The sequence below is a fragment of the Paracandidimonas soli genome (assembly GCF_004342005.1).
Taxonomy (GTDB): Bacteria; Pseudomonadota; Gammaproteobacteria; order Burkholderiales; family Burkholderiaceae_B; genus Paracandidimonas; species Paracandidimonas soli.
Window position 1 is genome coordinate 422,791 of the sequence record NZ_SMBX01000001.1, and the last position, 22,208, is coordinate 444,998.

The following is a 22,208-nucleotide window of genomic DNA, read 5'->3' on the forward strand; positions in this document are numbered from 1 at the left end:
AGCGAATCCGAGGAGCGTTGCGACGGGCGCAGACAGCGTCCGCCAGGCTCGGATTCCGTTTCCGGCGGAGCATGTCCGCCGGCAGCAACGACGCTCACCTCTTTTGCTGTTCATGCAGGTCGAGGTGAGGCGTATTGCTCGGTCGCTCGATTTGCGTGTTCCCGTCCGGAGAAAGACACGATGACCGCAGTGACCCGACCCATTTCCGCATCCACAGACAACACAGACTACAAGATCGCCGATATTGCGCTCGCCGGCTGGGGCCGTCGCGAGATCGCCATCGCCGAAACCGAAATGCCCGGCCTGATGGCCACGCGCGAAGAGTATGCCGCGGCGCAGCCCCTGAAGGGCGCGCGCATCGCGGGCAGCCTGCACATGACCATCCAGACTGCCGTGCTGATCGAAACGCTCAAGGCGCTGGGCGCCGAGGTCCGCTGGGCCTCGTGCAACATTTTCTCCACGCAGGACCACGCCGCGGCCGCCATCGCCGCCAGCGGCACGCCCGTGTTCGCCATCAAGGGCGAAACGCTGGAAGACTACTGGAAGTACACGCACGAGATCTTCAACTGGCCCAACGGCCAGCATGCCAACATGATCCTGGACGACGGCGGCGATGCCACGCTGCTGCTGCACCTGGGCGCAAAGGCGGAAAAGGACGCCTCCGTGCTGGACAAGCCGGGCAGCGAGGAAGAGCGCGTGCTGTTCGCCGCCATCCGCGAGCGTCTCGCGGCGGATCCGCACTGGTACTCCGTGCGCCTGCAGGCCGTCAAGGGCGTGACCGAAGAAACCACGACCGGCGTGCACCGTCTGTATCAGATGTCGCAGAAGGGCGAGCTGGCATTCCCGGCCATCAACGTCAACGACTCCGTCACCAAGTCCAAGTTCGACAACCTGTATGGTTGTCGCGAGTCCCTGGTGGACGGCATCAAGCGCGCCACCGACGTCATGGTGGCGGGCAAGATTGCCGTGGTCTGCGGTTTCGGCGATGTGGGCAAGGGTTGCGCGCAGGCGCTGGCCGCGCTGCGCGCCCAGGTGTGGGTCACGGAAATCGATCCTATCTGCGCATTGCAGGCTTCCATGGAAGGCTACAAGGTCGTGACCATGGAAGAGGCCGCCGACAAGGGCGACATCTTCGTGACGGCAACCGGCAACTACAACGTCATTACGCGCGCCCACATGGACCGCATGAAGGACCAGGCCATCGTCTGCAACATCGGTCACTTCGACAACGAAATCGACGTCGCCGGCCTGGAAGGCCTGCAGTGGGAAGAGATCAAGCCCCAGGTCGATCACGTGATCTTCCCGGATGGCAAGCGCATCATCCTGCTGGCCAAGGGCCGCCTCGTGAACCTGGGCTGCGCCACGGGCCACCCTTCGTTTGTCATGTCGGCTTCTTTCACCAACCAGACGATTGCGCAGATCGAGCTGTTCACGCGCGGCGACGCCTATGAAACGGGCAAGGTCTACGTGCTGCCCAAGCACCTGGACGAGAAAGTGGCGCGCCTGCACCTGAAAAAGCTGGGCGTGAGCCTGACCGAGCTGTCGGCGGAGCAGGCGGCCTATATCGGCGTTCCGGCGGCCGGGCCCTACAAGCCTGACCACTATCGCTATTGATTGATGCAGTACCCCCGGCGATTGCGGCGGCCGCATGGGCCGCTGTATGCTGGAGTGCCAATTCCGGCAACAACAAGGGAGCATAGTCATGGAACTACTTCTCGTCTGGATTCTGAATGCGGTGGCGCTGCTGATCGTGGCCTATCTGCTGCCCGGCATCAACGTGGCATCGTTCGGATCTGCGCTTATCGCGGCTCTGGTGCTCGGCCTGCTGAATACGCTGGTCAAGCCCCTGCTGGTCCTGCTGACCCTGCCCATCACCATCGTGACGCTGGGTCTGTTCCTGCTGGTGCTCAACGCGCTGGTGTTCTGGTTTGCCGGTTCCATCCTGAAGGGATTCCAGGTGAACGGGTTCTGGTGGGCTTTGCTGGGCGCGTTCGTCTACAGCATCGTCGCCGGGCTTTTGTCGAGGTTGATCGCTTGATATGAGTAGTAGTGGCAAGAAGTTCAGTCTGGAGTTTTTCCCGCCGCGGGACATCGCCGCGCAGGAGAAGCTGGTGCGCAGCGCAAAGCAGATGCAGGCGCTGCATCCGGATTACGTCAGCGTGACCTTTGGCGCCGGCGGCTCCACGCGCAGCGGCACGGTGGAAACGGTGCGCATGATGCAGAACCTGGGGTTCGACACCGCGCCGCACCTTTCGTGCATCGGCGCGGCCAAGGCCGAACTGGCCGAGCTCCTGGACGGCTACCGGGCCCAGGGCGTGCGCCGCATCGTGGCGCTGCGCGGCGACCTGCCTTCGGGCATGGGCGGCGACAGTGGCGAGATGCGTCATGCCCGCGACCTCGTGGCCTTCATCCGGGAGCACAGCGGCGACCACTTCCACATCGAGGTGGCGGCGTATCCGGAAATGCATCCGCAGTCGCTCAGCGCAAGGGAAGACCTGGCGCATTTCGTCGACAAGGTGAAGGCGGGAGCGGACAGCGCCATTACGCAATACTTCTTCAATGCGGACGCCTACTTCGATTTCGTCGACCGCCTGCAAGCCCAGGGGGTGGATATTCCGGTGATTCCGGGCATCATGCCCATCACGAACAATGCGCAGCTGGCACGCTTTTCGAACATGTGCGGCGCCGAGATCCCGCGCTGGATCCGCCTGCGGCTGGCGGACTTCGGCGACGATCGCGCATCCATCCGCGCCTTCGGCCTGGATGTCGTGTCGCAACTGTGCGGGAGGCTGCTGGAACGCGGCGCTCCCGGACTGCATTTCTACACGCTGAACAATGCCGAGGTGACAACGGCGCTGTGGGGGCGTGTCGTTCCGCGATAATGCGCGACGCCTGTCGTATGAAAGGCCAGCTGGAAATGCTTCCCGCTGGCTTTTGTCTTTCGGTACGCCCTCCGGAGAGGGGGGCGGTTCAATAACCCAGTTTGCGATCCACGAGGCCGTGAGGTACCAGGCCGTCGCGAATGCGGGCGATATTGACGGCGATGTGCTCAACAGCAGTGGCTGGCGAGGTCATGCTGGCGATGTGCGGTGTGACGAGGATGGCCGGATGCGTCCAGAAGGGATGGCCGTCGGGAAGCGGCTCCGTGCGGAACACGTCAAGCGCGGCGCCGGACATCTGGCCTGCATCGATAGCGGCGATGAGATCCTCCTCCACAAGCAGTTCACCGCGGCCGGCGTTGATCAGGTAGGCGCCACGCGGCAGTTGGGAGAAAGTCTGTTGGTTCAGGATGTTCTCCAGTTCCGGCGTGCAGGGCAGCAGACTGATCAGGATGTCGGTACGCGCCAGGAAGGCAGTCAGGCCGTCCGCGCCGTAGAAGGAGGCGATGTCCTTGTGCTGCCTGGGACGGCGGCTCCAGCCTGCGACGTCATAGCCCAGCGCGGCCAGAGATCGTGCGCAAGCGCTGCCCAGTTCCCCCATGCCCATGATGCCGATCCGGCGCGGACCGGGTTGCGGCCGGATCCAGCGGCCGGCACGTTGCTGGCTTTGCATGAAAGCCAGGCTGCGTTGGTACTGCAGGACCATCAACGTAACGTACTGGACCATACCTTGCGTAAGCGAGGGGTCGATCATCCTGATGACGGGCAGGTGCGCAGGGACGGTGGGGTCGTTCAGCACATGGTCCACTCCGGCTCCCAGCGAGAAAATGGCCTTGAGATTAGGGAAGCCGGCGATGACGCCCGGATCCGCGGCCCAGGTCAGCACGAATTCGACCTGTTCGCGGGGGCCGGTATCCGGCCAGACGTGCACGGATAGATCCGGGCAGCGGGCATGCAGGGCAGCCAGCCAGGCATCGGTGGGGGCGGTCTTGCGTATCAGTACCAGGCTCATGATTTTGCGTTCGTAGCGGCCGTAGTATGGCGGCCAGGAGAGAAAGCGGCATCGAGAAGAGGAGCGCTGCCGTGTGCCAGCAATTGCGCGACGGCTTCTCCTGCCGCGGGAGAAATCTGGAATCCGGCTCCGGAAAATCCGAAGGCATGGATCAGGCCGGAATGCTTCGTGCTGGGCCCCAGGTATGGCTGCTTGTCGGGGGTGTAGCCTTCCACGCCGGACCAGAAACGGATGAGATGGGCATGGCGCAGGGCGGGCAGGATCTCGCCGGCCTGCTCGGCAATGCGTTGCATGGGAGCCCGCCCGGGGCGGGCCCGCAAGTCGTGATCGACGGACTCGCCGAAGCCTCCGCCCATCACGACATTGCCGCGTTCGACCTGCCGGGCGTAGAAGCCGCCGCCCTCGACGCCCAGGCTGACGCCCAGCAGGCAGGGCAGGGGCTCGGTCACCGCCATGGTCGGGTAGCCTGGAGTCTGAGGCAGGTCTTCGTCGAACAGGCGGGCGATGTCATGCCCCCAGGCGCCCGCGGCATTCACGACGAAGTCGGCATGGATGCATGTGCCTTGTTCGGTGCGCAATGCGAAGCCGCCCGCGCGCGGTGCGGCTTCCATGATCCGGGTGTGCGCCAACAGGCGTGCGCCTAGTGACTGCGCGGCGCGGGCGAATGCCGGCGCCACCAGCCTGGGGTTGGCCTGCCCGTCTTCCGGACAGAGCGAGCCCCCGATGACTCCGGGGCCGAATTCCGGGTAGCGGCGCCGGAAGGCTGCGCCTTCCAGTATTTGCAGCCCGAGATCGAAATCGCTGACGCGGTCGCGATAGTCGGCCAGCGCCTGCAGGTCGGATAGGCTGCGCGCCAGTTTGAGATGTCCGGATCGCATGTATTCGCCGTCCGTTCCTATCCAGGCCGGCAGTTCGCTCCATATCTCATGGGCACGCATGGCCAGCGGCAATTGCGCGCGAGCGCGGCCTTGCCGGCGCACGCCGCCGAAATTGACGCCGCTGGCACAGGCGCCGCAGTTGCCACGCTCGATGATGAGCGTCTCGATACCCATGCGGCGCAGGAACAGGGCGCTGGCGCAGCCGATCAGGCCTCCGCCGATGATGGCCGCTGTGGTAGAGATCCTGTTCATGCAGAGGGATCGGCGCCCAGCGCCGTCAGTGGAATGGGTTTGACGGGCGCCTGGGAGCGCAGGCGCCCAACGCTGGACGTATCGATATCGCCCTGCGCCGCCAGCAGTTCGGCCGCGGCCGAACTGCACATGCGGCCCTGGCAGCGGCCCATGCCGACGCGACAAAGCGCCTTGATACGGTTGAGCTCGGGCTGGCCGTCCATCTGCAGGGCCGCGACGGCCTGGGCGCAGGTGACTTCCTCGCAGCGACAGAGCAAGGTATGTCCGGGACGTGGCCATGCCTGCCAGTCGGGAAACGGAAAGGCGCGTTCGAGCGCATGGCGGAAGGCGCGCCAGCGATTGATACGCCGTTCCAGGGAACGCGCCTGCCGTAGAGGGACAAGTCGGCCGATATCGGCCAGCAGCGCCAGCGCCGCCCGGGCGCCGGCAATCTCAGCCATGTCGGCGCCGCCAATGCCCGCACCGTCGCCAGCCAGATAGATACCGGCGACGGAGCTGCGGCCCGCTGGATCGAGGCGGGGCAGCCAGGCGCGGTGCAGCGGGCTGTAGTCGAACTCGCATTCGAGCAGGTCCGGCAGTTGAGTTTCCGAGCGCAGGCCGTAGCCGGTGGCTACGGCGTCGCACGCCACCGTCCATTCTCGCGACCCTTGGCGCACGCGCAATCCTTGCACATGTTCGCTGCCTTCGACACGGACCGGAGTGCAAGATGTATGGATGGGAATGCCACGGGCACGCAGCCAGGCCAGGTAATAAAGCCCTTTGGCAAGCACGGCCGGTTTACGGCACATGCCTGGCAAAGCGCGCAACTGGGCGGAAAAGGGGGCGCTGTCAAAGACGCCGGCGACATGGGCGCCCTGCCTGGCGTATTGATAAGCGACCAGGTAGAGCAGTGGTCCGGTGCCGACGAATGCGACGCGGTTGCCAACCAGGCAGTCCTGATGCTTCAGCGAAACCTGGGCGCCGCCCAGCGAGTAGACGCCGGGAATGGTCCAGCCTTCGAAGGGCAGGATTCGGTCGGTGGCGCCTGTCGCGAGGATGAGATGGGTATATGCCTGACGGGCCATGCCCTGCGGACCATGCAAATCCAGCATGCCGGGGGCGGCATTCCAGACCAGGGTTTCCGGGTGATAGTCGATGTGAGGCAGCAGGGTCTGCGCAGTCTCGTGCAGACGCCTGGCCTTGCCGGCCTCGAAACCGTACAGCGCCCGCGCGGGCCGCTCGCGGCCCTGGGGCGGCTGGCGATAGATTTGTCCGCCAGGGCGAGGCGACTCGTCGATGAGCGTTGGCTGCAGTCCATGGGAGACCAGAATCTCGCAGGCCCGTATGCCGGCGGGGCCTCCCCCGATGACGATGATCCTCGGATTCATTGTGCGCTTCACCGGAGACTGCGCGGCATCCTGCTGCGGGAAGCATGGTTTGTCGCCGAGGGGGTGAGGCGGTGTGCAGCCGCCTGTTTCTTCCATGCCGGGTACGGGCGTGTCGCCCTTGGCAGGACAGGAAAACGCGGCGGGCGGCAGGCACAGCGACATGCCCGGCTCGATCAAGGTCGTGCAGGAGCGCACGCGGCGTCCATCAGAGCATGAGACCCAGCAGTCCTGGCAAGCGCCCATCAGGCAAAATCCGGCGCGAGGCCTGGCCAGGAATTCGCTGGTGCGCAGGTGCCCGGCCTGGGTGAGCAGCGCTGTCAATACCGTGTCGCCTTTGCGCGCATGGACCTGCAGGCCGTTCAACAGGAACGGAATGGTTGCCGTCGACGGTGGGCGGGCCCGTACGAGTTGTGGGCGGGCGCGGGCGGGCGTTGCTTCCGTCATGCGGATCCCCTAGCTGCGTACGCCGTACAGGCATCGCGTGCGAGCCTCGTAGCGTGCCACTTCCTCTGCTTGCCGGGCGGCGTCCCAGCCGCAGGATTGCGCCGCTACGGCGGCGATCCCGGCAGCCTGGTCCAGACCGTGGCCTGCATCCCAGGCCAGGCCCAGCCTGCGGGTCATGAGGTCATCCAGCAACACCACGTCCTCCTTGGCAAGGATCTGCGCGAGGTCGGGAATGGGCGAGGCGGGTGCCGGGCCGGCCTGGGGCGGATCCGACGGTGCGACACGTTGGCGCAGGGCCTGGACGAGGTCCTTGCCTGTCTGCCGGTGCGCGCCGAGCGATCCGTTGCTCAGCGAGAACATATCGGGCATGCCTTCGTCGGACTGATCGTAGATGCGCCGCGAGCGATGTCCCATGGGAAGGGCAGGATCGTAGGTCAGCGGCCGTACGCCGGCCCAGGTCGAGACGATGTCGGAACGTTCGAGGCCGAGCGAAGGAAACAAGCTGTTGGCTTCGCGTAAGAGGAAATCGACGTCCTGGGTATCGGCATGGGCCTTGTCGGGATCGCCCTCGTACAGCGTTTCGGTAGGGCCGAAGAAATGCAGGTCGCGCCAGGGCATGCAATAGAATGGGCGCCCGACGGACGACACAGATGCCAGGCCTTGTCCGCGGCAGGCCGACGGCAGGCGGAACATGATGTGCGCGCCCTTGGTGCCGGTGATCTTGCGGCCCACGGGAACATCGGCGCAGGCGTTGACGGCATCGACCTGAGTGCCGGCAATATTCAGAATCGCGCGCGCATGCAGCGTGGCCGTTTGCGCAGTAATGCTGTCGGATACGTCGACCAGCCAGCCATCTTGCTGGCGGCGCATTGCGGTAACGCGAGTGTAGTTGCGCACGGCCGCGCCTAATTGCCTGGCGGCCAGCGCCAAGTCGAGTACGACGCGTTCGGGCCAGTCGAATTGATATTCCGTATAGGATGCGATGGCGGCCAGCTTGTCCTTGTTGCCCAGCCAGGGCGCGAAGGGGTTCCCCGCCAGCGCCTCGCGGGCAGGCGTGCGCTTGTAGTCGAGGGCGACCTTGCGGTCGCTGAGCGCGCCGAGCAGGCCGAAGGCGACATCGACCAGCCAGGGAGCATAGGGACCGTCGCGGTAGACAGGATAGTGCATGCGGATGGGACGGGCCCGTTCCGGCTGTTCGAGCACGAAGGCGCTGCGTACCGCCATGGATCGCCTGACTGTGCGCAGCACGTCCAGGAAGCGGCCGGGGTGCCGGACGAACGTGGTCAGCGGCCCGCCCGGCATCAGGTAGCGCAGGCCGCAATGCAGCAGGCGGCTCGATCGGCTGCTGGCGCCCGAACCGTAATCTGCGGCGTCCAGCAAGGCGACGCGATATCCTTGCTGGACGGCCGCATGCGCCGCTGCAGCGCCATTGATGCCGGCTCCGACGATGAGGACGTCGTAGGTTTGCTGGGCAAGGCTTTGCAGCGAGGGGCGCACGGTTCTTCTCCGGATGAACTTATTTCTTCAGGGTCGTTTGTTCGGTGATCAGCGGGCCGTAGGACAGCGAACCTTCGAGCTGGTAGCCGTAGTCGAGCGTATCGCGACGCGCCCAGACGAGCTTCTGTTCGAACAATGGAACGCTGCAGACGTGCTCGATGATCTTTGCCTGGGCTTCCTTCCACAGCGCCAGGCGCTTGGCCGGATCGAGTTCCTTAGCTGCTGCGTCGATCTGCGCGTCCGCGACATCGCAGTGCGAGAAGTTCGTCACGGCTGTCGGCTTTCCGACAGCGCTGCGCGAGTGGAAGAACTCCTTGAGATAGTTGTCCGCGATCGGGAAGCGCGAGGCGCCGTAGACGACAATGTCGCTCAGATTCTGCCGGATCTGCTGGTGGTAGGTCGCATGTTCGACCACATCCATGTCCAGTGTGATGCCGACTTTCTTGAGCTGGGCCTGGACGATCTGTGCTGGCCCCAGGCTGGTGATATTCTGGCTCTGGATGGCCTTGATGGTCAGGCCGTTGCCGAAGCCGGCTTCCTTGAGCAGTTCCTTGGCCTTCTCGGGATCATATTGCGGCAGCTTGGCCTCGAGGTCGGCGCCCAGGGTGGCCATGGGGAAAATGGTGGTGGGTGCGAAAGCGACCTTTTCTCCCTTGAAGGCGACGACCTGGCGTGTGTCGATGGCATGGGAGATGGCCTGGCGAACGCGGATGTCGTCCAGCGGTTTGTGGGAGATGTTCAGATAGGCTGAACCCTGGTAGGCCGGCTCGATGATGTCGAGTACGGTGTCATTGCGCTTGTCCATGCGGTTCGCCCATTGCTGGTCCTGGCGGCCATAGACCAGGTCAAGCTCGCCCGATTCATAGGCCAGGTCGCGGCTGGCGTCGGAGCGGATGTAGCGGTAGACGATACGGTCGATTTTCGGCGTGCCGCGGAAATAGGCCGTGTGCGCCTTCAGGTTCACGGACTGGCTGGCCTGGTAGGTATCGAAGGCAAAAGGTCCGGTGCCCACAGGGTTGACGCGGAAATCGTCGCCGAACTGCTCTACGGCCTTCTTGCTGACGATAAAACCGCCCTGATAGCCTACCAGGACATAAGGCAGATCATTGGAAGCTTCCTTGAGCGTGATGCGTACGGTCAGAGGATCGATTGCCTCTATCTTGTCGATGTTGGCAAAGTCCGAGGAGAATGAGGAGCGGGCGGGATCGGCAGCACGTTGCAGCGAAAATACGACGTCCTCTGAAGTCACTTTTCCGAAGTCCCCGTGGAACTGCACGTCATCGCGCAGCTTGAAGGTCCAGGTCTTCTTGTCTTCGCTGCTTTCCCAGGATTGAGCCAGGTCGCCTTCAATGGTCGACAGGTCGGTGGAGCCGGGGGCGAAGCGCGTCAGGCCGTTGTAAATCCAGGCCAGCACGATTTTTTCCTGGGTCGCTGCACCCCGGTGGGGGTCGAGTGTTCCGAGATCGGAAGCGGCCATGCCTACGCTCAAAACTACCGGTGCGGCCTGGGCGGCGCCGTAGGCCAGCGGCATGGCGCTGATCATGGCGGTGAACAAAACGTTTCTGCAGAGCTTGGACGGCTTCATGGCTGTACCCCTGTTCATGCTGTTGGAATGCGGGCCTGGTTCAGCGGCATGGCCGCCACGACCCAGATGACTTCAGTGCGTGTGTTGCCTGGATTGCGCCAGCGGTGAGGCGTCTGGCTGTGGTAGCGAAAACTGTCGCCGGGATTGAGGGTGAAGCTCTTGTCTTCGACCCAAAGCTCGAGTTGTCCGGACAGGACCAGGCCGACCTGTTCGCCGCGCTCGATGGTGAATAGCTCCTCGCCGGTTGAACCGCCGGGCTCGATGAAGGCGCGATAGACGTTGATGCCCGCGGAAGGCTGCGGGGTGACGATGACTTTCTCGATGCCCTTTTCCGGTGCGTTCAGCGCGGGGTGGCTGTTGGCGCGCGAAATGATGCCTTTCTCGTCGGAGGCGGGCGCGTCGCCGAACTTCAGCAGTTTCGAACTGCTGATGTCCAGGGCATCGGACAGCAGGCGCAGCATGCGCACCGAAGGTGAGCTGATGCCCCGTTCAATCTGGCTGATCAGTCCGACCGACATGCCGCATTGTTTGGCCAGTTCCGAAATGGACAGGCCGCGTTTTTTTCGGATCTGGCGGATTTGCTGGCCTAGCCATAAATCAGCGACGCTGCGTGCTTCAGTGCGTGTGGTCATTCATGAATTCCGTAAGCGAACTGCCCGTGGGGCAAGGTTGCGACAATTGTTCCATTAATGATTTGATCATGCAAGTGAAAATTTCATATTGACGATGCATTCATTTATCTGGCAGTATTCATGGCATGTTGCGATAACCCGGTTCATGAATGGCCTGCGCCTTCATGGCCATCAGCAAGCCCAATGCCACAGGAGAAAACGCAAATGGAGCGAGTGACGAGTGCCCATCATGGGCATGCCTTGGGCAGGAGCGGCCCCGGACCATCCGGGCCCTGTACGCCGGGCGGGGTGTGACGATGTTTCTCTACACCTTGAAGCGGCTGCTTGTGGCGGTGCCTACTTTGCTGGGGGTGCTGACCATCGTCTTTTTCATCGTGCGCGTCGCGCCCGGCGATCCGGCCATCGTGATCCTTGGCGAAAACGCCACGCAGCAGGCGATCGAGCAACTGCGTGCCCAACTGGGTCTGGATCGTCCTCTGATTGGGCAATACCTGTCTTTTGTCGGCGATATTCTGCAAGGCGATTTCGGCCGCTCGATGATCAGTAATCAGCCGGTGCTGAAGGAAGTCTGGCGCGTGCTGCCCTATACGCTCGAGCTGACCGCCGCTGCGCTGGCGATCGGTATCGCGCTGGGCTTGCCGCTGGGCGTCATTGCTGCGCGGTATCGCAATACGTCGGTGGATTTCTCGATTCGCTTCTTTTCCCTGCTGGGGCTTTCATTCCCTGCGTTCATCTCGGCGATCCTGCTGTTGCTGGCTTTTTCCATCGAACTGCCCTGGTTTCCGGTCATCAGCGAGGCCAGCTATACGGATCCGGCCCAGAGATTGCGGGCGCTGGTCCTGCCGGCCCTGAACCTGGGCCTGATCATGGTGGCCTACATCACGCGCGTGACGCGCTCCAGCATGCTGACGGTCATCAGCGAAGATTACATCCGGACGGCGCGAGCCAAGGGAGTGCCGGCCCGCATGGTGATCTGGCGCCACACGCTGCGCAATGCCTTGATTCCCATCGTGACGGTCATCGGCCTTTATCTGGGTGTGCTGATCGGCAATTCGGTGCTGACCGAAATCGTGTTCAACCGGCCCGGACTGGGCAAGCTGATCGTCATTGCGCTCAATTCGCGCGACTACACGACCTTGCAGGCGATGCTTGTCATCTACGCCTTCTTCATTGTTCTGGCGAACCTGCTGACGGATCTGTTGTACGGGATCATCGATCCCAAAGTGAGGAACCAATGAGCGCGATGACCATGAGAGGATATATGCGCAACTTCGGGCGGCTGGCCTGGCGCCGCAAAGCCGCGTTCGCAGGCGGCTTCGTCGCATTGCTGATGCTGCTGGCCGCCATTCTGGCTCCCTGGCTGGCGCCCTACGACCCTAACGAGCAGGATATTCTGCTGAGAATGGCCGGGCCCTCCGAAGAACATTGGCTGGGCAACGATACCTATGGCCGGGACATACTGTCGCGCATCATCTGGGGCGGGCGCGTATCGCTGTTCGTCGGCGTAACGTCAATTGGACTGGCCATGCTGATCGGAGGGCTGCTGGGTATTCTGGCCGGCTATTTCGGCGGACGCACCGATCGCATCATCATGTCCATCATGGATATGCTGTTGTCTTTTCCCAGCCTGGTAATGGGTCTGCTGGTCGTGGCGGTTCTAGGCCCCACGACCGGAAACCTGATCATCGCCATCGCCTTCACGGCCATTGCGCCGTTCGCGCGCATCGCCAGAGCGCCGACCCTGGCGATCAAACAGCGCGATTTCATTGAGGCGGGCCGGGCGCTGGGCTATTCGGATCTGCGCATCATGGTGGTCCACGTGCTGCCCAATATTCTCGACGAAATCCTGGTGCTGGCCTCGCTGTGGCTGGCCACCGCTATCCGGACCGAGGCTTCGCTGAGCTTCATCGGGCTGGGCGTGCGTCCGCCCACTGCTACGTGGGGTGGCATGATCCGCGACGGCTTCGAGAATATGCTGGACGCTCCCGGTCTCGTGATCTATCCGAGCATCGCCATATTGATCATCATGATCGCCCTGAACCTCCTGGGGGATGGCCTGCGCGATGCCACCGACCCGAAACTGCGCCATGAGTGAAGCCATGAACAAAGAACCAGTATTGAAGGTCTCGGGCTTGACGACCGAGTTCCGGATCAAAGGGGATTGGTATCCCGCCATCCGCGACTTGAGTTTTGAGGTGAACGCCAATGAAACGCTAGCCATCGTCGGCGAATCCGGCTGCGGGAAGAGCATTACGGCCCTGTCCGTCATGGGGCTGATCTCCAAGTCGCAGGGACGCGTGGCCAGCGGCAGCATCAACCTGCTTGGGCGCGAATTGCTCGGACTCAAGGAAAAGGAGATGGAGTCCATCAGGGGTAACACGATGGCGATGGTGTTCCAGGAGCCGATGACCTCGCTCAACCCTGTCATGACGATTGGCTCGCAGATTGCCGAAGCCTTGCGCTACCACCGGAAACTGTCGCGCAGGCAGGCCGGAGAGCAGGCTCTGGAGCTGCTCGACCTGGTCAAGATCCCGTCGGCGGCAAAGCGCTTCTCCGACTATCCGCATCAATTCAGCGGCGGCATGCGCCAGCGCGTGATGATAGCGATGGCGCTTGCCTGCGAGCCTAGACTGTTGCTGGCCGACGAACCGACGACGGCACTGGATGTGACCATCCAGGTCCAGATTCTGGCGCTGCTGGCCGAAAGCAAGGCGCGTTCTGGCATGGGTATGGTGTTCATCACGCATAACCTTGGCGTGGTGGCGTCCATCGCCGATCGCGTGGCGGTGATGTACGGCGGTCGGATCATCGAGCAGGCTTCCGTCGACGAGCTGTTTGATCGGCCGACGCATCCCTATACCGAGGCTTTGCTGCGATCGATGCCGCGCGTCGATCGCGATCGCTCCGATCTGTTCCCCATTCCCGGCCAAGTGCCGCCGATCACCGAAGAGACGCCTGGGTGCCGCTATGCCGACCGCTGCACGATGAACAAGGAAGCCCGCTGTACCCGAGAGGTGCCGCCCCTGGCGCCGGTAGGCGGTTCGTCCACCCATCTCGCGCGCTGCTGGGTCAGGGCCGAACCGATCACGAGGGAGGCGTTGCAATGATGCCGCTGCTGCAAGTCAAGGGATTGTCCAAAACGTTCTATGTGCGGCAAGGGTTCATGGGGTCGCAGAAAGCAGAGCTGCACGCGCTGAGAGATGTCTCCTTCGAAGTGACAGAAGGCGAGTCCTTTGGAATTGTGGGCGAGTCCGGCTGCGGAAAGTCCACGGCGGGCCGCGCGATCCTGCGCCTGGTCGAGCCGTCCGCTGGCGAGGTGCGCTATCAGGGCGAGGACATCGCCAAGGCGGACCGGCGCCGGCTGCGTGAGCTGCGACGCGAGATCCAGATCGTGTTTCAGGATCCGTATGCATCGCTCAATCCCCGGATAACGATTGGCCGCGCGCTGGCCGAGCCCATGTTGCTGCATGGCGTGGCGACACGCGCCGACGTAAAAGAGAAAGTGGCGCAGGCTTTGATGGAAGTGGGCCTGCCGGCTCAGGCCATGCAGAAGTATCCCCACGAGTTTTCCGGCGGGCAGCGCCAGCGCATCGGCATTGCCCGCGCGCTGGCGCTGGCGCCGCGGCTGATTGTTGCCGACGAACCCGTTTCGGCGCTGGATGTGTCGATCCAGGCGCAGGTACTGCTGTTGATGGAAGACCTGCAGCGGCGCCGCGGCCTGAGCTTTGTATTCATCTCCCACGACTTGGGCGTGGTGCGGCATTTCTGCCGGCGCGTGGCCGTGATGTACCTGGGGCGCGTGGTGGAGCAGGGGCCGGTGGATGCTTTGTTTGACGAGCCGTTGCATCCCTATACAAAGGCCCTGCGCCAGGCCTCGCCGGTGCCCGACCCCAAGACCAAGATTACGGTGGCCAAGATCGAGGGGGACGTGGCTTCTGCGTTGTCTCCGCCTTCGGGCTGCCATTTCCACCCGCGCTGTCCCCAGGCCATGCCGGAGTGCCGGACGCGCTATCCGGAATGGCGCGATATGGGCGGCGGCCGCGGCGTGGCCTGCCATCTGCACTCCGTGGAAAAGATCGTTCCCAGAAAGGCCGAGCATGTCGGATAAGGCGCCGTTGACTCTTTCCCTGCAGTTGGCCAGGCAGGTGGCGGGACTGGACCTGGCGCTGATTCCGGAGCAGGTGCGCCAGCGCGCAGCCTATCTGATGCTGGACGGAATCGGCGCTGCTTGTGCGGCCCAGCGGCGGAAGATCGCCGGGCGACTGGAGCAGGCGTTCGATGCCTGGGATGGGAAGGAAAGCGGGAGGCATGCGGTCATCGCCAGCCCGCGATTGCGGCGCGCCCGCGATGCCGCATTCCTGAATGGGCAGTTGATTCATGGACTGGAGTTCGACGACGTCCATATGGCTGCGGTATTGCATCCGACCTGCGTACTGTTTCCGGCGGCCCTGGCCACGGCGGAATGGGCCGATGCTCCGGGACACCTGTTGTTGCTGGCCTATATCGCCGGAGTGGAGGTCGCAGCCCGCCTGGGCATGGTTTCCACCGGCGGCTTCCAGCGCCGGGGCTTTCATCCCACCGGTGTCGTGGGTACGCTCGCGGCTGCGGTAGCCGCAGGATGCCTGCTGGAGCTGGACGAGGTGGCCATGGTGAGTGCGCAGGGGCTGGCGTTGTCGATGGCCAGCGGTTCCATGCAGTTTCTCGAAGACGGTGGCGATACCAAGCGCCTGCATGCAGGTTGGGCCGCCCAGGCTGGAATGCAGGCCGCCATGCTTGCGCGCCAAGGGTTGTGCGGGCCACAGCGAGCCTACGAGGGTCGCCATGGCATGCTTGCCACGCATGTGGACCAGCCAGCGGACCTGGAAAGCGTGCATCGTACCGTTGCGACGATAGGCACGCACTGGGAGCTGGAAAACATCGCGGTCAAACCGTTTCCCGCCGCCTATTATGCGCATGCCTGCATCGAAGCGGCGATGGAACTGGCGCTTTACGACAATCTGGACACGGCGAACATCACGGCCATCGTGGCCTGGGTGCCGGAGCAGGTCATGCCCAAGATCGCTGAGCCGCTGCCGGCCAAGCGTCGTCCGCAGACCGCGGGCCAGGCCCAGTTCTCGCTGCCGTTCCTGGTGGCCGCCGGGTTGCTGCGCCGCCGCTTCACGCTGGATGAGCTTGAAGCCGGCGTATTGCATGATCCGCAAGTGCTGGCGATGGCCGATCGAGTGACCTGCCGGGGCGAGGTTGATACGGCCTTTCCCGCTGTCTATCCGGGGCGGCTGGAGATCCGGCTGGCGAACGGGCATACCCTGAGCAAATCCATCGATGTCAACCTGGGAGCTCAGGCACGGCCCGTGGCCAACTCGTTCATCCTGAACAAGTTCCGCCAGAACGTTCCCAGCCAGCAAGGCCGAGGGGTCGTCGATCGCGTCATCGGAATCGAAGATTTCCGCAGCGTGCGCGAATTCGGCCGTCTGTTGGCAGCAATGCCGATAGAGTAGGTTGGGTGTCGGCGGTCCGGCTCACAACACGGGCGCGGGCACGGCCCAGCCCTTGTCGGTCAGTATGCTGTCCAGCCGGTAGTCGTGCGGCGCCGGCGTGTAGGGTTGGCCGGACAAGTCTCCGCATGCCCAGGCGATGCCGATGGTCGTGAACTTGTGGCCCCGCGCCTTCAGTGCGGCCAGGGTGCGGTCGTAATAACCCTTGCCATAGCCCACGCGGTCGCCCTGGCGGGTGAATCCCAGCGTGGGCACCAGTACGACGTCCGGCAGCGGCGCGTCCGTATCGCCTGCGGGCTCTTCTATGCCGTAGGCGCCAGTCTGCATGGATTGATCCGGACTCCATGCGCGGAAGGCCAGCGGCGTGTCGGGGCCGGTAACAACCGGCAGGGTGACAGTCAGGCCGTGCTCTTCCACCCATTGATGCAGCAGCGGCTGCAGCGGCGGTTCGCCCGGCGTCGACCAGAAGGCGGCAATGGTGGAGGGCGCCGCGCGGCCTTCCTCGGCCAGGCGGGTGCGGGTGGTGGCCAGCCAGGTGAACAGCCGGCCGCGTATCAGCAGGCCGCCGCGATTGCGATCGACGGGATCCTGGTCGTCGCGTAGCTGTTTCAGTCGCGTTCGCAGTGCGACTGCGTTATCCTGTGCAATGTTTGTCATGATGCGTGTGGAAGGAGTCTGCCGGATGTCATTTACATACCGCCAACGGTATCAGAAAAACGCCAGCGTGTCTGGCGTGGTGCCACGCGTGCGCCGCCCGTGGCTGGGCGCCGCCATCGTCGTGTTCGCCCTGGGCCAGCCTGCCGCACAGGCGAATGTGCGGGTGACGGTGACCGAAGTCGTATCCGACGCGAGGCAAAGCCTCATCGACGCCAGGGACGCCGTCGAAAAGAAACAATGGACGCGCCTGGCGACGCTGGCTCCGGCGGCAAGCCAGGATCCCATGCTGGGCGACTATGCCACCTACTGGATGCTGCGCCGCAAGACGCAGGATCAGACGCAGCCCGTGCCGGTGGCCGAGATCGAACGCTTCATCGCCAACAGCAAGAATCCGCAATTGGTCGAACGCTTGAAGGGAGAGTGGATCATTGCCGCGGCGCGCTCGGGCGATTTTTCCACCGCCGCGCGCCTGGGTCCCAATCCTTCGGGCAATGCGCAGGTGCAGTGCGCGCTGCTGCTGGCGCAGCACATGACAGGGCAGGCGGTCAGCGCCGAGCAGGCGCTGTCGACATTCCAGGCAGGCCAGTCCTGCTGGATGATGATGGACCAATTGCAAAGCAGCAAGGTCGTGGGCTGGAATGACCTGGTGCCGCAGGTGCGCGCCATGCTCGAGGCGAATCGAACAGGCAATGCGCAGCGCATGGCCGCCATCATATTCAGCGCTTCCGACATGGTGCAGTATGCCGCGCTGGTCAAGGACCCGAAGAAATGGCTGGCCGGGCGCAAGGCGCCCTCCACGCGCACCGATACCGAGCTGGTGACGCTGGCCCTGGGCAGGCTGGCGCGCGACAAGGATCGCGCCGCCAACGCCAACATGATCCAGACCCGCTGGGAGAAGGCGTTGCCGGCGGAAAGCCTGCAATGGGTATGGAGCCAGTTCGGGCTGACATCGGCATTGAACGTCGAGCCTGGCGCCTATCAGTGGTACCGCAAGTCCGGAGATGGCAGGCTGACCGACTACAACCATGCCTGGCAAGTGCGCGCCGAACTGCGCCGCGCCGATATCGACTGGACCTGGGTGGAAAGGGCCGTGCGCCGCATGTCGCCTGAGCAGCAGTCGGAGACGGCGTGGGCCTACTGGCTGGGCCGCGCACTGGCGGCGCAGGGCAAAGCGGACGACGCACGCCAGCAGTACGAATCGATCCGCCATGTCATGGATTTCTACGGGCAACTGGCCAGCGAGGAACTGGGCGTGATACAGGCCATTCCTCCGTTGCCGGAGCCGGTCTCCGAGCAGGATGTCGCCCAGGTCCGGGAGTTGCCGGGGCTGCAGCGCGCGGTGGCGCTGTTCGACCTGGACTGGCGCACCGAGGCTGTGCAGGAATGGGTCTACGCCCTGCGCGGCATGAGCGACCGCCAGTTGCGCGCGGCCGCCGAATACGCGCGCCAGGAACAGATTTTCGACCGTGTCATCAATACCTCGTTGCTCACCCGCGACGAAGTCGACGTATCGCAGCGCTTCATCGCGCCGTTCGAGGGCAGGGTTTCGGAAAAAGCCAAGGAAATCGGCCTGGACGCCGCCTGGGTGTACGGCCTGATCCGGCAGGAATCGCGCTTCATCACCAATGCGCGTTCGCGCGTGGGCGCGTCCGGCCTGATGCAACTGATGCCGGCCACGGCCAAGTGGGTCGCGGGCAAGATCGGCATGAAAGACTTCAAGCCATCGTCGGTCAATGACTTCGACACCAATACCATTCTGGGGACGCGCTATCTGGATATGGTGCTGCGCGACCTGGGGGGCTCCCAGGTACTGGCCAGCGCCGGCTACAACGCTGGCCCTGGCAGGCCTGTGCGCTGGCGCGCCACCTTGCCGGGTCCGGTCGAGGGAGCGATCTTCGCCGAGACCATCCCCTTCACGGAAACCCGCCTGTACGTGAAGCATGTGCTGTCGAACGCCGTGTATTACGCCACGCTGTTCACCGGCGAGCCGCATTCGCTGAAGGAGCGCCTGGGAACAATCTCGCCGGCACCGCAGCGCAAGGTCGCCCTGCCGTGATTCCGCTGCTCGCCGTGCCTGGCGACCCCGCCACGCAGGGGCTGGATGTCTATGTCGTGGGCGGCGCCGTGCGCGATGCGTTGATGGGGCAGCCGGCGGGCGACCGCGACTGGGTCGTGGTGGGCGCGTCTCCGGAGATCATGGCGGAGCGTGGCTTCATCCCCGTGGGCGGCGATTTCCCGGTCTTCCTGCATCCACGGACCAAAGAGGAATACGCCCTGGCCCGCACCGAGCGCAAGTCGGGGCGCGGCTACCACGGGTTTACTTTCTACGCGGGGCAGGATGTTTCGCTGGAGGACGACCTGAAGCGGCGCGACCTGACCATGAATGCCATGGCTCAGGGGCCGGACGGCAGAATCGTGGATCCGTTCCATGGCCAAAGCGACATTGAACACAAGGTATTGCGACACGTGGGAGAAGCCTTTTGCGAGGATCCCGTGCGTCTGTTGCGGCTGGCACGGTTCGCAGCCCGGTTCCCGCAGTTTTCCATCGCTCCGGAAACCCTGGATCTGGCGCGCCGGCTGGTTGGCGATGGGGAGGTCGATGCGCTGGTGCCGGAAAGGGTCTGGCGCGAGCTGGAAAAAAGCCTGAAGACGTTCCGTCCGGATCGCTTCCTGTTTGTGATGCAAGAGGTGGGGGCGATGTCGCGCGTGCTGCCGGGGCTTGTGGTCGATGCAGCCGTGGACAAGGCTCTGGTCGGGGCCGCGGCGCAAGGCCTTCCCTTGCCGGGCAGGTTTGCATTGCTGTGCCACCGTTCCGAAGATCCGGCCGCCATTGCCGCGCATATCCGGGCTCCCGGAGAATGCCGGGACCAGGCCGTGCTGCTGTCGGTCGTGCTGGACAGTCTGCCCGCCGCCCTGCCGCAGGACTGGCTGGACCTGATCGAGCGTTGCGACGGCCTGCGCAAGCCGCAGCGGTTTCTCGACGTGCTGCAGGCCGCGGCCTGCGTTGCGACAGTCGACCTGGATGCATGGAAGCGGCGGCTCGATGCCGTGCGCGGCATCGATGCGGGCGCCGTGGCCCGCACCGCGTCCGGCGGGGATGCCATCCGTCGGGCCTTGCGGGACGCCCGGCTGGACGTGTTGCGGACGCTGTAGCCCAAGCAATTCAAGTGGCTTGTACGTGCCGCAGAGGCGGCTGCGCCGGCTGTGTTCGGGCGGCGGCTAATGCTTTCCTGTTTCCGGCCGTTCATTGAACTGTGGCTTTCTTGTCCTGGGGTGTGGTTTTTCTCCGCCAGAACGACACAAACAGAGGATAAATAGGCGTCCCTTTGTTCTGGGACATAGAGCCTGGTGAATCTTGTTTGTATCATCCACGTTCAAATGTAATTTTATGTTGCGTCCGGTGTCGATGCCGCATAGTCACGGAAGAAAAAATGAAATCGCTGCTCTCCAAGTGGACTTTGGGAAAAAAGATCGCATTTCTGGGTGTGCTGAGCCTGGTTATGTTCGCCGTTCCGGCAGTACTCTATATACAAAGCGTCAATGCCGTCATTGAGCACAAAAGGCTGGAGGTGGCGGGCGTCGAACCGGCCAGCCTGCTGCTGCAGGTAGTCAGGCAGGTACAGCAGCATCGAGGACTGTCCAACATGGTGCTTAGCGGAAATGCGGCAATGCAGGATCAGCGGCGCCAGGTCGGGCAAAAGACACATGCATCATTCCAGGCACTGGATGCCAGTCTTGCGCGGACAGGGGCGGATACCGCCGGCATACGGCGCGATATCGAAGCCATTCGCAAGGATTGGGAGTCGCTGCAGGCAGGAGTGGATGGCTCGCGTCTTGCCGCGGAACAGAGCTTCCAGTCGCATGTCGGCCTGGTGGCGCGCCTGTTACTGGCCGAGGACGCCATCCTGGACGCCTATCGCCTCTCGCTTGACCAGAACCGGGACACCAATGCGCTAGTGCAGGGCGTCTTCGGCTCCTTGCCGCTGCTGACGGAAGAACTCGGGCAACTGAGGGCACTGGGAGCCGCGGCGCTGACCCGGCGCAGCCTGACGTCCGACCAGCGCCTGGCGATCATCGGCAACCTGCAGCGCGCCGAAGAGTTCCGGTTGCGTACAGCGCGCATGTTCGACAAGGCATATCAGAGCAATCCCATGCTCAGGGAGCGCCTGGCTGGCGTTACCGCCGAAGCCGACCGCCAGGCCCAGGCCGTGCTGCGCATGGCGCAGGATCAGGTGATCCAGGCGACCGGTCTGAATGCCTCGGGAGAGCAGTACTTCGGCACCATGACGGCGGCGATCGACGGCCAGTTCAACGTCGTCGACGATGTCATCGGAGCCACGGGCGATGTGCTGCAGGCCCAGGTTTCCGATATGCGCAACACCGAGATGCTGCTGCTGGGCGGAGCCATTGCCATGAGCCTGCTGCTGGCGGGCGCCAGCCTGATGATATCGCGCGCCATCACCCGCCCCATTGCCGTATCGGTGGACATGGCCAGGAAGGTGGCGGATCGCGACCTGACCGGGCGCGTCGCCGTCGTGGGCCGCGATGAGTCCGCGCAATTGCTGCAGGCGCTGAACACCATGAGCGAGAGCCTGGCGCAAACCGTCAATGGTGTTCGCTCCAGCATCGGCAGCATCAACCTGGCGTCGCATGAAATCGCCGCCGGCAACCGCGACCTCTCGCAGCGCACGGAGACTCAGGCGGCCAACCTTGAGCAGACGGCGGCCGCCATGCAGCAATTGACGGCGACCGTGCAGCAGAACGACAGCCATGCAAGGCAGGCGAACAGCCTCGTGAATTCCACCACGACGCTGGCGGAACAGGGCGGTCAGGTCATGCAGCAGGTGGTCGAGTCCATGGGAACGATTTCATCCAGCTCGCAACGCATGGCGGAAATCATCAGCGTCATCGAAGGCATCGCTTTCCAGACCAATATCCTTGCGCTGAATGCCGCTGTCGAAGCGGCGCGGGCCGGTGAGCAGGGACGCGGTTTCGCCGTGGTGGCCAGCGAGGTCCGCAGCCTGGCGCAGCGCTCGGCCAATGCCGCCAAGGAGATCAAGGACCTGATCGATCATTCGGTCGAGCAAGTCACGAAGGGCAGCGGACATGTGGGCCATGCCGGCCAGACCATGCTGCAGATCGTCGACGCAGTGAAGAAGGTGGAGGATCTCATGGGAGAAATCCATGTAGCCAGCGCCGAGCAGACGTCAGGGATCGAGCAGGTAAATCAGGCCATCCTGCAGATCGAGGACATCACGCGCAGGAATGCGGAGCTGGTGGAAGAGGTGACCGCCGCCGCGGAAAGCCTGCGGGAGCAGACCGACGGGCTGGCACAGGCGGTGGAAACCTTCCGTTTGCCGGACCAGAGGCCGATGCTGGCTGGATCCGCGCCGCTGCAATTGGCTTGATGCAGCCAAGAGCTGCGGCCAGCTTTCAGTCCTGGCGGTTGCCATCCGGCAGCCTCGCGGCTTGCGTCCGGTCCAAGTGCGCCTTGCCTGGGTCCTGGGCGC

General features: G+C 63.8%; 18 protein-coding genes and 1 riboswitch. Of the genes, 11 read left to right on the forward strand and 7 right to left on the reverse strand.

The window, feature by feature from the left end; all coding sequences use genetic code 11:
* The first annotated feature begins 3 nt into the window (after nucleotides 1-3).
* Nucleotides 4-103, forward strand: a riboswitch (S-adenosyl-L-homocysteine riboswitch).
* A gap of 77 nt (nucleotides 104-180) precedes the next feature.
* From ahcY to metF, 3 genes are all read left to right on the forward strand, one after another.
* Nucleotides 181-1,614 (forward strand): adenosylhomocysteinase, encoded by a 1,434-nt coding sequence (gene ahcY / locus EV686_RS01980; protein WP_377747857.1) that lies wholly within the window; start codon nucleotides 181-183, stop codon nucleotides 1,612-1,614.
* 88 nt (nucleotides 1,615-1,702) lie between these two features.
* Nucleotides 1,703-2,038 carry a phage holin family protein gene (locus EV686_RS01985; RefSeq protein WP_132472918.1) on the forward strand — a complete coding sequence of 112 codons (336 nt, stop codon included), beginning with the start codon at nucleotides 1,703-1,705 and terminating at the stop codon, nucleotides 2,036-2,038.
* A gap of 1 nt (nucleotide 2,039) precedes the next feature.
* The gene (metF, locus tag EV686_RS01990; RefSeq protein WP_132472920.1) at nucleotides 2,040-2,882 is read left to right on the forward strand and encodes a methylenetetrahydrofolate reductase [NAD(P)H]; all 843 of its coding nucleotides are present in this window, start codon (nucleotides 2,040-2,042) and stop codon (nucleotides 2,880-2,882) included.
* A gap of 88 nt (nucleotides 2,883-2,970) precedes the next feature.
* Here metF and EV686_RS01995 read toward each other — a convergent pair whose 3' ends face one another.
* From EV686_RS01995 to EV686_RS02020, 6 genes are read right to left on the reverse strand one after another with little or no spacing between them, the layout of a single operon-like run.
* Nucleotides 2,971-3,891 carry a 2-hydroxyacid dehydrogenase gene (locus tag EV686_RS01995; protein ID WP_132472922.1) on the reverse strand — a complete coding sequence of 307 codons (921 nt, stop codon included), beginning with the start codon at nucleotides 3,889-3,891 and terminating at the stop codon, nucleotides 2,971-2,973.
* Nucleotides 3,888-5,021, reverse strand: coding sequence for an NAD(P)/FAD-dependent oxidoreductase (locus EV686_RS02000; protein ID WP_132472924.1), 1,134 nt, complete (start codon nucleotides 5,019-5,021; stop codon nucleotides 3,888-3,890). The genes EV686_RS01995 and EV686_RS02000 overlap by 4 nt, the downstream gene beginning before the upstream one ends.
* A complete protein-coding gene (locus EV686_RS02005) occupies nucleotides 5,018-6,832 on the reverse strand; it encodes a 2Fe-2S iron-sulfur cluster-binding protein (RefSeq protein WP_132472926.1) in 1,815 nt (604 codons plus the stop codon). Before EV686_RS02005 ends, EV686_RS02000 begins: the two co-directional genes overlap by 4 nt.
* A gap of 9 nt (nucleotides 6,833-6,841) precedes the next feature.
* The gene (locus EV686_RS02010) at nucleotides 6,842-8,329 is read right to left on the reverse strand and encodes an FAD-dependent oxidoreductase (RefSeq protein WP_165972463.1); all 1,488 of its coding nucleotides are present in this window, start codon (nucleotides 8,327-8,329) and stop codon (nucleotides 6,842-6,844) included.
* Between the two features lie 19 nt (nucleotides 8,330-8,348).
* Nucleotides 8,349-9,932: an ABC transporter substrate-binding protein gene (locus EV686_RS02015; protein WP_243650701.1), complete on the reverse strand. Its 1,584-nt coding sequence runs from the start codon at nucleotides 9,930-9,932 to the stop codon at nucleotides 8,349-8,351.
* Nucleotides 9,929-10,546: a helix-turn-helix domain-containing protein gene (locus EV686_RS02020; protein ID WP_132472930.1), complete on the reverse strand. Its 618-nt coding sequence runs from the start codon at nucleotides 10,544-10,546 to the stop codon at nucleotides 9,929-9,931. Before EV686_RS02020 ends, EV686_RS02015 begins: the two co-directional genes overlap by 4 nt.
* 296 nt (nucleotides 10,547-10,842) lie before the next feature.
* Here EV686_RS02020 and EV686_RS02025 point away from each other — a divergent pair, with 296 nt between their 5' ends.
* Genes EV686_RS02025 through EV686_RS02045 form a run of 5 tightly spaced genes read left to right on the forward strand, consistent with a single transcriptional unit; the run spans nucleotide 10,843 to nucleotide 16,044 of the window.
* A complete protein-coding gene (locus tag EV686_RS02025) occupies nucleotides 10,843-11,784 on the forward strand; it encodes an ABC transporter permease (RefSeq protein WP_132472932.1) in 942 nt (313 codons plus the stop codon).
* Nucleotides 11,781-12,641 carry an ABC transporter permease gene (locus tag EV686_RS02030; RefSeq protein ID WP_132472934.1) on the forward strand — a complete coding sequence of 287 codons (861 nt, stop codon included), beginning with the start codon at nucleotides 11,781-11,783 and terminating at the stop codon, nucleotides 12,639-12,641. Before EV686_RS02025 ends, EV686_RS02030 begins: the two co-directional genes overlap by 4 nt.
* Before the next feature lie 4 nt (nucleotides 12,642-12,645).
* Nucleotides 12,646-13,653: an ABC transporter ATP-binding protein gene (locus EV686_RS02035; RefSeq protein WP_132472936.1), complete on the forward strand. Its 1,008-nt coding sequence runs from the start codon at nucleotides 12,646-12,648 to the stop codon at nucleotides 13,651-13,653.
* Nucleotides 13,650-14,654: an ABC transporter ATP-binding protein gene (locus tag EV686_RS02040; protein WP_132472938.1), complete on the forward strand. Its 1,005-nt coding sequence runs from the start codon at nucleotides 13,650-13,652 to the stop codon at nucleotides 14,652-14,654. The genes EV686_RS02035 and EV686_RS02040 overlap by 4 nt, the downstream gene beginning before the upstream one ends.
* A complete protein-coding gene (locus EV686_RS02045; protein ID WP_132472940.1) occupies nucleotides 14,644-16,044 on the forward strand; it encodes an MmgE/PrpD family protein in 1,401 nt (466 codons plus the stop codon). The genes EV686_RS02040 and EV686_RS02045 overlap by 11 nt, the downstream gene beginning before the upstream one ends.
* 21 nt (nucleotides 16,045-16,065) lie before the next feature.
* On the opposite strand, the gene EV686_RS02050 is transcribed toward EV686_RS02045, so the two are convergent.
* A complete protein-coding gene (locus EV686_RS02050; RefSeq protein WP_132472942.1) occupies nucleotides 16,066-16,698 on the reverse strand; it encodes a 5-formyltetrahydrofolate cyclo-ligase in 633 nt (210 codons plus the stop codon).
* Between the two features lie 25 nt (nucleotides 16,699-16,723).
* On the opposite strand from EV686_RS02050, the gene EV686_RS02055 reads away from it, so the two are divergent.
* The 3 genes from EV686_RS02055 to EV686_RS02065 all read left to right on the forward strand — a co-directional run bounded on the left by EV686_RS02055 (nucleotide 16,724) and on the right by EV686_RS02065 (nucleotide 22,106).
* Nucleotides 16,724-18,754: a lytic transglycosylase domain-containing protein gene (locus EV686_RS02055; protein WP_243650702.1), complete on the forward strand. Its 2,031-nt coding sequence runs from the start codon at nucleotides 16,724-16,726 to the stop codon at nucleotides 18,752-18,754.
* Nucleotides 18,751-19,851, forward strand: a complete 1,101-nt coding sequence (locus EV686_RS02060) for a tRNA nucleotidyltransferase/poly(A) polymerase-related protein (RefSeq protein WP_132472946.1) — start codon at nucleotides 18,751-18,753, stop codon at nucleotides 19,849-19,851. The genes EV686_RS02055 and EV686_RS02060 overlap by 4 nt, the downstream gene beginning before the upstream one ends.
* 278 nt (nucleotides 19,852-20,129) lie before the next feature.
* A complete protein-coding gene (locus EV686_RS02065) occupies nucleotides 20,130-22,106 on the forward strand; it encodes a methyl-accepting chemotaxis protein (RefSeq protein ID WP_132472948.1) in 1,977 nt (658 codons plus the stop codon).
* The last annotated feature ends 102 nt before the right edge of the window (nucleotides 22,107-22,208 follow it).

Coding starts and splice junctions, on each gene's coding strand:
- EV686_RS02000 (WP_132472924.1), bottom strand. CDS start 5,021: ATGAACAGGATCTCTACCACAGCGGCCATCATCGGCGGAGGCCTGATC.
- ahcY (WP_377747857.1), top strand. CDS start 181: ATGACCGCAGTGACCCGACCCATTTCCGCATCCACAGACAACACAGAC.
- EV686_RS02055 (WP_243650702.1), top strand. CDS start 16,724: ATGTCATTTACATACCGCCAACGGTATCAGAAAAACGCCAGCGTGTCT.
- EV686_RS02040 (WP_132472938.1), top strand. CDS start 13,650: ATGATGCCGCTGCTGCAAGTCAAGGGATTGTCCAAAACGTTCTATGTG.
- EV686_RS02035 (WP_132472936.1), top strand. CDS start 12,646: ATGAACAAAGAACCAGTATTGAAGGTCTCGGGCTTGACGACCGAGTTC.
- EV686_RS02065 (WP_132472948.1), top strand. CDS start 20,130: ATGAAATCGCTGCTCTCCAAGTGGACTTTGGGAAAAAAGATCGCATTT.
- EV686_RS02030 (WP_132472934.1), top strand. CDS start 11,781: ATGAGCGCGATGACCATGAGAGGATATATGCGCAACTTCGGGCGGCTG.
- EV686_RS02015 (WP_243650701.1), bottom strand. CDS start 9,932: ATGAACAGGGGTACAGCCATGAAGCCGTCCAAGCTCTGCAGAAACGTT.
- EV686_RS01985 (WP_132472918.1), top strand. CDS start 1,703: ATGGAACTACTTCTCGTCTGGATTCTGAATGCGGTGGCGCTGCTGATC.
- EV686_RS02045 (WP_132472940.1), top strand. CDS start 14,644: ATGTCGGATAAGGCGCCGTTGACTCTTTCCCTGCAGTTGGCCAGGCAG.
- EV686_RS01995 (WP_132472922.1), bottom strand. CDS start 3,891: ATGAGCCTGGTACTGATACGCAAGACCGCCCCCACCGATGCCTGGCTG.
- EV686_RS02025 (WP_132472932.1), top strand. CDS start 10,843: ATGTTTCTCTACACCTTGAAGCGGCTGCTTGTGGCGGTGCCTACTTTG.
- EV686_RS02005 (WP_132472926.1), bottom strand. CDS start 6,832: ATGACGGAAGCAACGCCCGCCCGCGCCCGCCCACAACTCGTACGGGCC.
- metF (WP_132472920.1), top strand. CDS start 2,040: ATGAGTAGTAGTGGCAAGAAGTTCAGTCTGGAGTTTTTCCCGCCGCGG.
- EV686_RS02020 (WP_132472930.1), bottom strand. CDS start 10,546: ATGACCACACGCACTGAAGCACGCAGCGTCGCTGATTTATGGCTAGGC.
- EV686_RS02050 (WP_132472942.1), bottom strand. CDS start 16,698: ATGACAAACATTGCACAGGATAACGCAGTCGCACTGCGAACGCGACTG.